11 protein-coding genes are annotated in these 15,251 nt (G+C 33.7%); 10 read left to right on the top strand and 1 reads right to left on the bottom strand.

From position 1 onward, the window contains the following. Positions 1–127 precede the first annotated feature (127 nt). Positions 128–745, top strand: coding sequence for a uracil-DNA glycosylase family protein (locus tag PGOND44_RS13920; protein ID WP_003444286.1), 618 nt, complete (start codon positions 128–130; stop codon positions 743–745). A gap of 300 nt (positions 746–1,045) precedes the next feature. On the opposite strand, the gene PGOND44_RS13915 is transcribed toward PGOND44_RS13920, so the two are convergent. After that, positions 1,046–1,519, bottom strand: a complete 474-nt coding sequence (locus PGOND44_RS13915; protein WP_003444284.1) for a YqiA/YcfP family alpha/beta fold hydrolase — start codon at positions 1,517–1,519, stop codon at positions 1,046–1,048. Positions 1,520–1,693: 174 nt separating this feature from the next. Here PGOND44_RS13915 and PGOND44_RS13910 point away from each other — a divergent pair, with 174 nt between their 5' ends. From PGOND44_RS13910 to PGOND44_RS13870, 9 genes are all read left to right on the top strand, one after another. Continuing rightward, on the top strand, positions 1,694–2,182 hold the full coding sequence (locus PGOND44_RS13910) for a hypothetical protein (protein ID WP_003444282.1): 489 nt from the start codon (positions 1,694–1,696) through the stop codon (positions 2,180–2,182). Between the two features lie 342 nt (positions 2,183–2,524). Then, positions 2,525–3,001 (top strand): 5' nucleotidase, NT5C type, encoded by a 477-nt coding sequence (locus PGOND44_RS13905; RefSeq protein ID WP_003444280.1) that lies wholly within the window; start codon positions 2,525–2,527, stop codon positions 2,999–3,001. A gap of 393 nt (positions 3,002–3,394) precedes the next feature. Then, complete coding sequence (locus PGOND44_RS13900; protein ID WP_003444276.1) at positions 3,395–4,051, top strand: hypothetical protein; 657 nt, start codon at positions 3,395–3,397, stop codon at positions 4,049–4,051. Between the two features lie 110 nt (positions 4,052–4,161). Next, entirely contained in the window at positions 4,162–4,968 is an 807-nt protein-coding gene (locus PGOND44_RS13895; RefSeq protein ID WP_003444274.1) for a hypothetical protein, read from the top strand. Continuing rightward, positions 4,968–5,621 (top strand): uracil-DNA glycosylase family protein, encoded by a 654-nt coding sequence (locus PGOND44_RS13890; RefSeq protein ID WP_003444268.1) that lies wholly within the window; start codon positions 4,968–4,970, stop codon positions 5,619–5,621. Before PGOND44_RS13895 ends, PGOND44_RS13890 begins: the two co-directional genes overlap by 1 nt. Positions 5,622–7,953: 2,332 nt before the next feature. Further along, a complete protein-coding gene (locus PGOND44_RS13885; RefSeq protein ID WP_003444266.1) occupies positions 7,954–8,274 on the top strand; it encodes a hypothetical protein in 321 nt (106 codons plus the stop codon). A 523-nt stretch (positions 8,275–8,797) separates the two neighbouring features. Then, positions 8,798–10,975 carry a type I restriction-modification system subunit M gene (locus PGOND44_RS13880; protein WP_003444250.1) on the top strand — a complete coding sequence of 726 codons (2,178 nt, stop codon included), beginning with the start codon at positions 8,798–8,800 and terminating at the stop codon, positions 10,973–10,975. A gap of 1 nt (position 10,976) precedes the next feature. Next, complete coding sequence (locus PGOND44_RS15065; protein WP_003444247.1) at positions 10,977–12,188, top strand: restriction endonuclease subunit S; 1,212 nt, start codon at positions 10,977–10,979, stop codon at positions 12,186–12,188. Positions 12,189–12,192: 4 nt separating this feature from the next. Beyond that, positions 12,193–15,216 carry a type I restriction endonuclease subunit R gene (locus tag PGOND44_RS13870; RefSeq protein WP_003444242.1) on the top strand — a complete coding sequence of 1,008 codons (3,024 nt, stop codon included), beginning with the start codon at positions 12,193–12,195 and terminating at the stop codon, positions 15,214–15,216. Positions 15,217–15,251 lie beyond the last annotated feature (35 nt).

The raw sequence follows: 15,251 nt of genomic DNA, 5'->3' as shown, positions 1-15,251 counted from the left end.
GCTGGATTTATTGATAAACTGAAAATTTCGTCACTTAATAAAATTTGGGATAAAATGAATATATCGTCTTCGAAAACCCGCACTACACTTATACTTGCCGTTAGTTACGAGCTAAAAAACAAAGATTATGGAAACACACCCAATAATTAATGGATTTATCCCAGAGAAATCTAAAACAATAATAGTTGGAACTTTTCCACCAAAATCTGAATACGAAAATAAACCTGAATTTTTCTTCTATTCTTCTGTTAGAAATCATCTTTGGAATAGAATGGAAAATATATTTCCTCAATATCATCTAAAAAAAACTTCAACAAAACTGAAAAATATTTCTACTGAAGAAAATAAGATGCACAAACAAATTTTTTGCTCAGACAAGAAAATCGGGTTTTTAGATGTTTTTACAAAAATTGAAAGGAAAGTTAACGACAGTTCAAATGACTCTGATATAATTCCAAAAGAAAATATTATAGATAATGGAATATTATTTGAACATTTAGACAACAACAAAAATATCTCGCGAATATGTTGCACGTATAAACTTGCATATGATTATCTTCTTTGTGGAATCAACAAAACACAACTTCAGTTTAAAACAAATGAGCTAACAGCTAATAAAGAAGAATATATATTTACCTACAACTCGCGCAAAATAAGTATTCTCTTATTATACCCAGCAACTAGAAGCCGACAAAAAGGAGAAATCAAAGATGAACAATATAGAAAATTAATTTTCAGTATATAAATAGTAGCTGTCAACAAACCACTCTAACAAAAAACATTAATCTTCACTAAATGAACTTTACGGCCAGAAGTATAAATCAGTGCTTTATTTTATCTCCCAATCAACTCAGCCCAAATTAATTTTTTGGTTCATGTGCAGTTTTAGTGTAGCCAAATCTTCCACTATAGAAGAAAGGATGAATTCTAATCCTGATATTTTTTTAGTTTTCTAAATTGAAATTAACTTATTCTTCGATGAATCTTTTATTCTCACTTCTTGCTCATCAGTAAGTTTAATCACAAGTTATCTCATATCAGTCGGTTAGTTTAATAGTTTTTCAGTTTCTTTCTTAAACACATCATACGGGGTTCTATGTTCATGATCGTATGTTGTGAGTTTAATATTGGGTTTGTTCTCAATAATTTCAATTGTTTTCCTAGGCTCAATGACGTTATCATTTTCTCCAACAATTATTTGGATAGATGGATCATTTTCAGAATGAATCAAACCAGTCATATCAGGTTCGAAGGTTCTCGAATGTAATGCAGGATTGAATAAGAGGGCAGAGATGTTAAGTTCTTTTGCAATATGATAGGCAAAATAACCTCCCATTGAAGAGCCAATGATCAGTTCTGGTTGAAACTCCTCTATTTCAGTTTTTAACTTAGTGTAGATGTTCTCTTCCTTATAATCGATTAAGGGGTCGTAAACAGTAGCTACCGTTCTCAACCAATCATTTTTCTTCCCTGTGTTATTGGATTCTAGACCATGTAGATAAGCAATTTTTATACTCATTTGAATTGTATTTGATGTTTTCTAAACTAATTAAATAATACCGATCCTAAAAAAGTTTCGCAATAAATTTTTCTGTTGTATTAAAATTATATATTTGTATTTAAGTAAAGTAATTTATAATCGGCATTGCCGAAGCATGTTATATGTTTCAAAGTGCCCTAATTACTTTATTTAATGATTACTCTTCAAGAAGTTACTCCAAGGCGTTACGTGTTTCACGTTACTTACAAATTTAATCGAGATTCAATAGTATCCACTGGCCTAAAAGCCAATACTGCTTTAGGGAATAAGGCTGTATTTGCTCACAATAGTAGTGTACCACAACTTTTTTGGTACCCTATTATATTAGATGAATTTGAAGGGATGACATCTAGTAATTATAATGTAAAATTTGAGTCTAACTATGATTATTTTAAAATGAAGTGTATCCAATATGGATATGACTTTTGGCAAATTGACACTTATAAATTATCTGGAAAATGGTATCGTGATAATTTAGGGATGAGTGATTTTATGCCTGATTGTAATTATCCGTTTTTTATATTTTACAAAGGAGATATTCCTTGTAAGGCTATAAAACTTTTTAACTTTTTTGAGTACCCAAAAGTTAGAATTGAAAGAGGTGTATCACATATTATGAGTGACTTTAGGGAAGTAGCCTAAAGCTTTATGTTTAGTTGTGAATAGTGTTTTTAATCCATTAGTTTAAATCGACTATGTATTTTAGTGTGGAATAGTTTTAAAACAGAAGCCTAATCCCCTTAAAGATATAGCTTGTCCAATACTAAAATAGTGGCTTGCTTTTAATTTAGGGGTTTGTTGGTGTATTGTGTTATTTATAAAGAAAGTATTGCATCAGCGTATTATAAGTATATATCTTCAGTACTGTTAGCTTTGGCTAAAAGAAAGTTGCCAGAAGAAGCAATTGAACTGATTTAAAAAGTTCAAAAAGAGGAGCTTTGGTAAATAAGTTAATAAAAGCGATTAAGAATAAAACTTTATAACATGGACAAACCAATAGTTTTTATTGACATGGATGGTGTATTAGCCGATCTTGGTGCGGGTGCAAAGGCCAGTCCATTATTCTTAGAAGATCAATATAAAAATGATCCAGATGATATTCCCGATATTTTCGAAAATTTACCACCGATAAAGGCTTCAATTGAAGCCGTAAACAAGCTGCATGACACGAAACGATTTGACTTATTTATACTAACTACAGCGCCATGGGATAATCCCAGTGCTTGGATGCACAAAAGAACTTGGATCGAAAAACACTTCGGTGATAGGTTTTACCAAAAAATAATAATCACACATCGTAAAGATCTACTAATTGGGGATTATCTTATAGATGATCGTATGGCGAGGGGTGCTGCAGAATTTAAGGGAAAACACATTCATTTTGGTTGGGACTATGTGAATCAAAAAAACAATGAGTTTCCTAATTGGAAGTCTGTTTTGGAGTTTTTTGATTGTAATTGAAAACAGAGTCTTTTGCTTAAAATTAAGCAGTATAGTTTTTAGATATCGGTTAGACTTTAATAAAATTAAATCCTATATTTAAATAATCTCAGTAACGACCTATTTAATTCAGGTTTAAGGTGGAAGGTTATTCTATAAATAGAAATACAGTACCTTTATATAAACGTTCACTGCTTTTTATTCGTGAAATTCACAACAAACCTATTAAGTATGACATGCTTTGGCGTTGTGATACTTTTAATTTGTTGTATTAATAAAAAAAACCAAGAAAAAATGAATGAACTTGATTTGAAGTATAACCAACTTTTGCTGGAGGTTGCCGATTTTAAAAACGAACTTATCTCTTCTGATATATTCGAAACAATGAAAGACAAATTTATAAATTGATATAAAATGAAAAATTTTGATGAAGAAATAAAGAAAGTAGGGAGACATTTTGATAGGCCTGTAATATTTGATGGTATTGTAAATGAAATTGAATATAACAAATCAGATATTAAAATTTTATGGATTTTAAAAGAAGCCAATAGTACAGGTGAAAATGAATCTTGGGATATGCGAGATCATATTAATGAAAAATTGAAAACAGAGACAGGAATCCGTAAGGGTTGGAGCCAAACCTTTAAAAAAATAATCTATGTTACAAACGGTATTTTAAACCACTTATCTTGGTGTGACGAACTATATCATCCTTCCTACAAACCAGAAGTAATAGATGAATTAAAAAAAGTTGCTTACATAAATGTCAAAAAAACAGGTGGAGGAGCTAAAGCAAATCCAAATGAAATAAGTGATTACTATAAATTTTCTAAAACTCTACTCTTTAATCAAATAGAGGAATTTAAACCAAATATTATAATTTTTGGCGGCACTTATAAATTTTTTAAAAATGATTTAAATTTGAAATTTAATGATTTTGGGAGTTGTGTGTCTGCACTTGAAAAGGGCACTTTATATATTGATGCATACCATCCAATGTATACTATTAAAGAAGAAACTTATTTCAATGATATTTTAGAGACTGTTAATCTTAGTAAATCTAAGTTATAACAGATTTTTAATCTTCTCATTAGAAAATGAATTTATAAACCAATAAATTTTAATCACCCTATCACTAAATGATAGACCGCTATATTTAATTTGTACAAAATTAAATAACCATGGATTTATCTAAATATACCGAAGTGGAAGGCTTATTGACAAGAGCAAAAAGTCTGGCTGAAAAATTTGAAATGTTACCAATCTTTAAGCTGAGCCTTGACAAAAAGGCCTACGCTGAGAGCAAGTTGAAAATAATTTGGGTACAACAAGACAAATCAGTAAGCGATTGCTCAACTAGTTTACTAACCAATAAAAACGAATTAAGTAATAAGACTAAAGTGTGGCGTGCTTTAAATACCGATAGTACAGAAGCTAATAAAACGGGATCCAGCATACAGAAAGAAACACCTGTAATATGTATATCAGACCTAGAGAACCAAAATCCTCCTGTCAAGAGGCATCCTTTAGAATATTATAAAAAGTCAAAGCATCTGATTGTTCAAATTTTAGAAGCTCTTAAACCTGATGTGGTGATATTCGGTGAAACTTATCCGTTTTTTGAAAGTGAACTCAAACTAAACCAAATGAACCGCTTTGGTACTTGTTACGCCACTGCAAAATCTGGAAGGATTTATATAAATGCTAATCATCCAAATACAAGGATGAGCGGTCAAGACTATTTTGAAGATTTTTTAAAAGGATACACCGCTTTTAAAAAGCAAATTGATAATAGTTATCCAGATGCGTTATATAAGAATGATCTCGAAATTTTAAAAAATAAGATTTGTGATTCTTTAAACCAAATAGAAAAAATAGAAGCCAGCTTATTAAAAACTTTACATTATGAGAGGCTTGTGGAGATTAAGCCAATTAAAGATAATTTGGAACAAGCTCTAATCGATATTAATAAAAAACCAAAACAATAATGATAAAAAAAGAAGAAGAATTATTTGACGAATGGAAAAAAGAACGACCAGGCTTTGTAAGTGATGGCATAGTCCAACTAGATAATTATTCAGAATCTGATTTTAAAATTCTTTACTTATTAAAAGAGGTAAATGGCGGGAAAAATTGGGATTTACGGGATTTACTAAAAAAAGGAGGAAGAAAGCAAACTTGGGATAATATTGCACTTTGGACATTTGGTATAAATAATTTGAGTAAAAATTATTTGTGGGCTGAATTGAAAGAATTAAGATCTAAAGAATTTAGAATTGAACAACTGCTTAAAATTGCAGCGATTAATTTAAAAAAGGAGTCGGGGAGTCATACCGCCAACAATAAAATCATATGGGGATATGCTAAAGAAGATCAGCTTTTTTTAAAAAAACAAATTGAATTATACGATCCTAAGATTATCGTTTGCTGCGGGACACCTACAGGTGATATTCTAAAAAAGTTTAACCTAGTTGAAGAATTTTACAAATGGAAACTGTCCTTTTGGGGTGTGCGGTACCATGTTTCTGAACAAAATATAATCATAATTAGCTATTGTCATCCTGAAGCAAGGATTGACGATAATTTTAAATATTTTCCATTAATAAACACGATAAGGGAAATAAAAAAAAGCCTGAAATAGTCACTGAATTAAAATTGTCATTCCGACAGAGAAGCCTTTTTGCTTCGACGAGGAATCTGTTTAAGTTATATTCTGTGTTTTACTATTTTAATTGCTCTTTCTTTTTTGCATCGCCCAAAAAAGAAACAAAAAAGACTAGGCTTACGAACTTCAGTCTAAAATTTACATTTGATGTCTAAATTTTAGAAACTCAACCTCCTAAAGTCGGTCTCAGACAGTCTAAAATTTCACGACATCTTCACTTTAATTTTTACGACCTCTTTTCGTAGGCCGTTTTCTAACTATCAAGTAGCTTGTGTGCAAGGCGATAGCCGCGATGCGGAATCTTTTTAATTGATGTTCTTAATATTGAAGAAATCTACCTCAACGTGGCTTCGATACACCCCGCAAAAAAAAAGCGGGTCACTCAGCCACCAATTCATAATTGTCATTCCGTGCAAGGTGATAGCCGCGATGCGGAATCTGTTTAAGTGATGTTTTTAGGCTTAAAGTTTCACTCCTTATTTAAGCTACAGAAAGAATTAATGTTTTCATTCATTTTTTCCATTGATGAAAAAACGAATCAAAAAAATCTAGGCTTATTTTTATGCCTTTGAAAACTACAAAAGTGAATCCTCCACGCAAAGCAAACCGTTTCACTAGCGCTTTGCTCCTTTGTCCTTTCTTCATCACTTTTTTGTTTTCTAATCTCCATAAAAAATAGGCCGTTTTTTAATTATCGTGAAGCTTGCCACCTTGAGGCTGTCACTTCGAGTGATTTTCGATAGAAAATTGTATCGAGAAGTAGTTTGAAATTATGAGCTAAAAAGTTCTCGATACAAATTTCACCTTTTTCAAAAGTAAAATTCACTTGAACTGACAGAGTCTAGATATTTGTCACCTTGAACTTGTTTCAAGGTCTAAGCCTAAGTTAGTGAAGATGCTGAAATGAATTCAGCATGACAAAGCTCATGACTCTCCTCTCACGACTAGTGACTCCTCCACGCAAAGCAAACCGTTTCACTAGCGCTTTGCTCCTTTGTCCTTTCTTCATCACTTTTTTGTTTTCTAATCTCCATAAAAAGTAGGCCGTTTTCAAACTATCGTAAAGCTTGTCACCTCGAGGCTGTCGCTTCGAGTGATTTTCGATAGAAAATCGTATCGAGAAGTAGTTTTAAGTTAATGAAGATGCTGAAATGATACTGGAGCCACTTATAGAACGACAAAGCTTTATGAGGTGTCAAATTCAGCCTATCTCTGTCATCTTGAGGGAAACGCAGTGACGAAAGATCTTTCTCAACGTGGCTTCGATACACCCCGCTATAAAAAAGCGGGTCACTCAGCCACCAATTCATAATTGTTATTCCGTGCAAGGCGATAGCCGCGATACGGAATCTGTTTAAGTGATGTTCTGAGTTTGAAAATGTGATATTTTACTTAGGATTTAGCTATACTTAATGCTTTCATTCATTTTTTCCATTGATGAAAAAACGAATCAAAAAAATCTAGGCTGACGAACTTCAGTCTAAAATTTACGTTTGATGTCTAAATTTTAGAAACTCAACCTCCTAAAGTCGGTCTCAGACAGTCTAAAATTTTACGACACCTTCACTTTAATTTTTACGACCTCTTTTCGTAGGCCGTTTTCTAACTATTGTAAAATTTGTCACCTCTAGGCTGTAACTTCGAGGCTGTCACTTCGAGTGATTTACGATAGAAAATCGTATCGAGAAGTAGTTTGAAATTATGAGCTAAAAAGTTCTCGATACAAATTTCACCTTTTTCAAAAGTAAAATTCACTCGAACTGACAGAGTCTAGATATTTGTCACCTTGAACTTGTTTCAAGGTCTAAGACTAAGTTAGTGAAGATGCTGAAATGAATTCAGCATGACAAAGCTCATGACTCTCCTCTCACGACTAGTGACTCCTCCACGCAAAGCAAACCGTTTCACTAGCGCTTTGCTCCTTTGTCCTTTCTTCATCACTTTTTTGTTTTCTAATCTCCATAAAAAATAGGCCGTTTTCTAACTATCGTGAAGCTTGCCACCTTGAGGCTGTCACTTCGAGTGATTTTCGATAGAAAATCGTATCGAGAAGTAGCTTTAAGTCATCGCAGATACTGAAATGATCCCGAAACCACTTAGAGAGCATAAAAAATATTAATGGGTCACTACGAGCCTTCTTGAATCTCTTGGTAGACAGGTGATTTTCGATAGAAAATCGTATCGAGAGCTTGATTTAATTCAAAATTCTTAATTAAAAATTCAAAATTAGTTTGACAAACCTTTTAACTATGACACATTTTGGCAAGGGGATGCTTTTATTTTGCAGCATAAAACAGAAAAAAACTAAATGATGAAGGAGCCGTTTGTGGATAGTGTACAAGACCTAGTGGCCGACTTTTTATATTTAAATAGTTTAGAAACTATTCCGGAATTGGATACTAGCCCAATACAATATGAAGATTTGGGTTTCGATCTTGAATGCCAAGGACAGGTGTCCAATCATTTAATACGGTTTACGGAACATTTAAGCGCGCACTCAGGAGCAAACCAGCAGTACAATTTGTTGCCTACCTCACAAGTAGGGCCTTGTTTTGAGTTGTTAATTGGCATTGCGAGTCTAGGTTTCGATGCCAAGTATTATCCTAAAAAAAAAGGCGGCTGGTTTTAAATACGTTATGTTAAGCGCCATAAGGACTTGGTTTTATTGTTCTGGCACCAACACTAAAAATTTGATCATCACCGCAGACTGGAATCCCCAAAAGTTTGAAACCCTTTACAAACCTATTATTGATTCCTATTGCCTAAGATTTGATACGGAAGTTCAAATCTACGAGCAAAGCACGCGGGGTTTATGGTTGAGGTACCCGTACTAAGTGTGAAAACTATTTAGGAGTAAAATTCTTTCGTTAAATTCCATATTATCTTGATAGTTCACCTTACAAATTAAGATATTTTTATAATTTAGAGCTATGTATAATATGAGTGCGATTTAGGTGATAAAGATGTTGGAACAGAAAGTAATTATGCAAATTTGTTTGGTGAAAAACTAGGAAAGAGCTACAACATGTTAAGCTCCTACCTTCAGAACAGACAGTAGCCTAGATTAGAAATATTGATGGAGATAGCAATCATACTAGAACATTGATGCAAAAGAATTAATCATCTCAAATAAAGAGGATAAAAGAAATTAAATGAATAATAAATCACACAACCAAATAGTAAGTTTCATCTGGGGAATAGCGGATGATGTGTTAAGAGATGTTTTTGTAAGGGGTAAATACCGTGACATTATACTGCCGTTTACGGTACTGAGAAGATTAGACGCGTTGCTCGTTCCAACTAAAGACAAGGTTTTAGAGACAGTAGAGTTTTTGAAAAAGGAAAATATTGATGACAAATCTGCCTTAAAATCGGTAACTGGTTTTCCTTTTTGGAATACTTCAAAATATACTTTCGAAAGGCTGCTTGATGATGCAGACAATATTGACAGCAATTTAGCTTCATATTTATACGGCTACAGCCCAAACGTGCAAGAAATCATAAGCAAGTTCAAACTGAGGAATCAGTTGGAAACCATGAAGGAAAGTGAGGTTACTTATTTATTGATTGAAAAACTTTCTTCTAAAGAAGTAAATCTAAGTCCAGAAGAAGCACTAAATGGGAAAGGCGAAAAAATGCCTCCTTTGACCAATCTTGGAATGGGCTATGTTTTTGAAGAACTGATTCGAAAATTCAACGAAGAAAACAACGAAGAAGCAGGAGAACATTTTACACCAAGAGAGATCATTAAACTGATGACTCATATTTTATTTACGCCTGTTAAAGACAAAATCAATAAAGGAACACACTTGATATATGACCCTGCTTGTGGTAGTGGCGGTATGTTAACAGAAGCGGAACATTATGCTCATGAATTAACAGAAAAAAAAGCCTCTTTTTTACTCTACGGACAAGAAGTAAATCCAGAGACTTATGCCATATGTACTTCGGATATGCTTATCAAAGGTGAAAAGCCTGAAAACATTGCTTTTGGTTCTACGCTTTCTAAAGATGGTTTCCCAAGTCTAAATTTCGACTTTATGCTTTCTAATCCTCCTTATGGTAAAACATGGAAGTTAGATGAAAATGCCATTGTGGATGATAGAGGTAAAAAAGGAAAACAAAATATAAAAGACTCACGCTTTGAAGTAGGCCTGCCTTCTATTTCTGACGGTCAATTATTGTTCTTATCAAACATGGTAAACAAGATGAAACACGATACAGAACTGGGTAGTAGAATTGCTACGGTTCACAATGGTTCAGCTTTGTTTACAGGAGATGCAGGTGGAGGTGAAAGTGAAATCCGCAGAAACATTATAGAAAACGATTGGTTAGAATGCATTATCGCATTGCCTAAAAACATCTTTTACAACACAGGAATCCCGACCTATGTATGGATTGTGAGCAATAGAAAAACAGCTAATCGAAAAGGGAAAGTACAGTTGATTAATGCAATGGAACTGTATGTGAAATTGCGTAAGAATTTGGGAGACAAAAATTGTGAATTGACAGGAGAACATATCGACCAAATCACAAAGTTGTACATGGATTTTGAAGAAAGTGATATTTCCAAAATCTATCCGAATGAACATTTTGGTTACAATAAAATAACAGTTGAACGCCCATTGCGTTTATCTGCTCAGTTTACAGAAGAAAGAATAGCACCATTGCGATTTGATAAAAAAATATTGGATGAAATGACTTGGGCGTATGAAAAATTTGGAGAAGATGTTTACACAAAGTTGAATGAACTCAAACCTCAAATAGAAGCTCATTTAAAAAAGCATGATGTTAAACTTAAAGCCTCTCAAAAGAATGATTTATTCAGTCAAAAAACTTGGACACAGCAATTGGCACTTTTGAATGAGACGAAAAAGTTGATGGCTGAAATTGGTTCAGACGAACATAATGATTTCAATACGTTCAAAGTACTAGTTGAATCCACCATTAAGAAAGAGAAACTAAAGCTAGACGCTAAGGCCCAAAAACATATTTTTGATGCCATTACTTGGAAAAACGAAGATGCAGAACGTGTCATTAAGAAAAAAGAAAAGGATGGCACCCATGTTTACGAAGCAGATTCGGATTTAAGAGATACTGAGAATGTACCCTTAAATGAGGAAATCCAAACCTATTTTGAGCGGGAGGTATTGCAGCATATACCTGATGCTTGGGTAGATCACAGTAAAACCACCAAAGGCTACGAAATTTCTTTTACCCGTTATTTCTACAACTATGTGCCACCTCGTAGCATAGAAGAAATTACAGCGGAAATTCTGCAACTGGAAAAAGAGACAGACGGCATATTAAACGAAATTGTGAACAACTGATATGAGTAAATTAAAACCATACGAAAAGTATCAGCCTGTTCAATACGATTATGTGGCTGTAATACCTGAAGGCTGGCAGCTGCTTCCAAATATTGCTGTTTTTAAAGAGCGTATTGAAAGAGGTTTTGTAGATGAAGAGTTGCTGTCTGTCACCATTGGTAGAGGTGTAATTCGCCAAACTGATGTTGCTATAAAAAAAGATAGTAGTAATGAAGATAAAAGTAAATACAAGCTTATCAAAATTGGTGACATTGCGTACAATCGTATGCGAATGTGGCAAGGTGCATTAGGTTATAGTGATTACAGAGGAATTACGAGCCCTGCGTATGTAATACTAAAACCTAAGATAAAAATCAATCAAAGGTTTTTCCATTACATGTTCCGTACAGGTTTTTATACTAATTATAGTAAACGTTTTTCTTATGGAATTGTTGATGACCAGCTGAGTTTACGCTATGTAGACTTTAAAAGGATGTACAGCATCTTACCTCCGCTTGAAACCCAAGATACAATAGTTAAATATCTCGACTGTAAAACCAAAAAAATACAGCAGCTTATTCAAAAAAAAGAACGCTTGATTGACACGTTAGTCGAAAACGTCAACTACGTGGTCAATGATGATAGGAATTGGAAGATTGAAAAGGCAAAATGGCTATTTGATGAAGTGAAAATTAAAAATCAAGTAAATGAAGAGCTTTTGGCTGTTACTCAAGACAGAGGGGTAATTCCTAAAAGACTATGTGAAGAAAATTTTGTTTCTCCAAATTCATATGAAGGTCTTAAGTTAGTTGAAGTTGATGATTTTGTTATCAGTTTACGTTCTTTTCAAGGAGGCATCGAATTTTCAGAATACAGAGGTATTGTAAGCCCTGCATACAACATTATCCGTCTAAAATACAAGTTCAACAATTTAATCTATAGACGTTTTTTTAGATACTATTTTAAGTCACCCAAATTAATTTTATTGCTAAACACAGTAATAAGTGGAATTAGAGATGGGCAAAATATTAATTGGAATGACTTTAAAAATTTGGTTCTGCCAATTCCTTCTGAAGAAGAAATAAGACCAATGTTAAAGGATTTTGACAAACTTGAAAAGTTAAAACTTACATACAAAGTTGAGAGAAAAAAAATTCAAGAATATCAAAACGCACTCATTACACCATTAGTAACAGGGGAAATTAGAGTGCCCACAGAAAAAGTAATGAATTAATATTATGGCATTTACAGATACATCAGAAAAAGGTTTTCAAAAAAAAATTGTCAAAGAACTCGTAGAAAAAAACCGATTTGTAGAAAGTGTTTCCACAGATTTTGACAAAGAATTTTGCATCAACCCTAATCAGCTCTGGGAGTTCATTAAAAACAGTCAACCTGATGCGTATGAAATGATTCAACGCAAAGGCAAACGTAGCTTTTTAGTTCGTTTGGATGAAAAACTTCGTAAATTGGGAGTGATAGAGGTATTGCGTAAAGGCGTAAAACACTTTGATAAAACGATAGAACTGTTTTACCGTCAGCCAGCTTCATCTTACAATGCCAAAGACAAAAAGAAATACGATTCTAATATTTTTTCTGTCACCCAAGAGTTGGTTTATAGTAACGACAATCCCAATCGTTTAGACCTTACGATATTTGTAAGTGGCCTTCCAATTATTACTTGTGAGCTAAAAAATCCATTAAGCGGTCAAACGGTTCATAACGGTATTCGCCAATACCAAAACGACCGAGATCCAAAAGAAAAAATATTCTCTTTTTCTCGCTGTATGGTGCATTTTGCTGCCGATACTGAGTTGGTGTTTATGACAACCCAACTAAATAAGAAGAAGACCTTTTTCATGCCTTTCAATAAAGGATTAAACGAAGGTAGACCATCTGGCAATTTTGGTGCGGGCAACCCTATAAACCCTGATGGCTTAAAAACACATTACCTATGGGAAGAAATCTTAACGAAAGATTCTCTTGCTAACATCATAGACAAGTTTGCACAAGTAGTCGAAGAAACAGACGAAGACACTAAGAAGACCAAACGAATGATGATATTCCCTAGGTATCATCAAATTACTGCTGTTCGTCAAATCTTGGCTCATGCCAAAAAGAATGGCGTAGGCAATAAATACCTTATTCAGCATTCGGCAGGTTCAGGCAAATCAAAATCCATTGCATGGTTGGCACATCAACTGCACGGTTTGTTTGACACATCAGGAGAAAACCATTTATTCGATTCAGTAATTGTAATTACCGACAGAATTGTATTGGATAAACAATTAAGTGAGGACATTAAACAGTTTTCGCCTAAAAGAGGAATTGTGGAACACATCACTAGTGATGGTGGTAGTAAGACTAGTAATTTACAAGAGGCCCTAGCCAATCGTAAAAAGGTCATTATTTGTACTGTTCAAACGTTCCCCTTTCTATTAAATGAAATGGGTGAAATGCCTGTCATGAATTTCGGAATCATCATTGATGAAGCTCATAGCGGACAAAGTGGCCAGACATCTTCAAAAATGAATGCTGTACTAGCAGACAAGGATGAAGAAGATGAGGACATTCCTCAAGAAAAATCTTTAGAGGACAAAATCAATGACTTGATTGAAAGCCGTAAAATGATTACCAATGGTTCTTACTTTGCCTTTACGGCTACACCAAAAAACAAGACCTTGGAAACTTTTGGTGTAAAATCAGATGAAACATATGAAGATGAAAACGGAGAGGTAAAGTCGAAATTCTACGCTTACCATGTTTACAGCATGAAACAAGCCATTGAGGAAGAGTTTATTTTAGATGTGTTAAAGAATTACACCACTTACAGTTCTTTTTACAAACTCATCAAAGCCGTTGAAGACAATCCAGAATTCGACACCAAACAAGCTCAAAAGAAATTGCGTGCATATGTAGAAGGTCATGAATTTGCTATTGCTGAAAAATCTAAAATTATGCTTGACCATTTTCACAGAGATGTGAAGCAACTCATTAATGGAGAAGCTAAAGCAATGGTCGTTACTAAAAGCATTATTTCAGCTATCAAATACAAGCAAGCTTTTGATGATTATTTGAAAGAAATAAAATCGCCATACAAGTCAGTTTTAGCTTTTTCTGGCAAAAAAGTATACAAGGGTGTTGAATATGATGAAGTGAGCATGAACAGCTTTAGTTCATACAAAACGGATATACCAAAGAACTTTAATAAAAGTGAAAACCGTTTTTTAATTGTTGCTGATAAATACCAAACAGGTTTTGACCAACCGCTATTGCATACTATGTATGTAGATAAAAAATTGTCAGACGTTCAGGCTGTTCAGACTTTATCAAGATTGAATCGAGCAAAGAAACCCTATAAAAAAGACACCTTTGTTTTAGACTTCTTCAACAAAACTGAAGACATTCAAGAAGCTTTTAAGCCATATTACACTGCGACCATTCTAAGTGAAGAAACCAATCCAAACAAACTCAACGACTTGGTGGACAACCTTGAAACTTTTGATGTATATAATGAATATAATGTTGAAGATTTCTTTGGAAAATATGTTGACGGAGCAGAACGAACGCAACTAGATCCGATCATTGACCGTTCGGGAGAATTCTTTAAAAATGACTTGACCAAAGACCAACAAATTGAATTTAAAAACAATGCCAAATCGTTTTTAAGAGTTTATAGCTACTTAGGGAAAATACTAGACTTCAAGAATCAAGATTGGGAAAAATTATTCTGGTATTTAAAATACCTTGTTCCAAAACTATTCATAGAGCGATCAGAGGATTTGGCAGATGGTATTTTGGAAAGTATTGACATGGACAGTTATCGCCCATCAAAAGAAGGCACTGAAAACATCGATTTGGTTGCCGAACCAGGAGAGGTTAGAGGAATTCCTGTTGAAGTTGGTGGTGGACAATCAGAACCCGAATTAGATACGCTAGAGAACATATTAGGAGCATTTAACCAACGATTTGGTGATATTGATTGGACAGACACAGACAAAGTTCGTCAGATATTAACAGAGCAACTTCCTGCTGAAATGAAAGCGAATAAAGAAATAATGGATGCAATACAACATTCAGATAAACAAAACGCTAAAATTTCATCAGATAAGAAACTTGAAGAATTGATGCAACAATACTTGTTTAGTCAAACTGAAATATTCAAGAAATTCACGACAGACAAAGACTTCCAAAGACGTTATAAGGAGTTCGTTTTTGACACTTTGATTGATGCGAACAAACAAACTGGGATTAATCCATAGGCCGTATGATTGAAAGTTATACAAATAAGAGGGCT

The sequence above is a fragment of the Psychroflexus gondwanensis ACAM 44 genome (genome assembly GCF_000355905.1).
GTDB classification, from domain to species: Bacteria; Bacteroidota; Bacteroidia; order Flavobacteriales; family Flavobacteriaceae; genus Psychroflexus; species Psychroflexus gondwanensis.
Note: the sequence above shows the minus strand (reverse complement) of the source record. Positions and strands in the feature narration are given on the sequence as shown.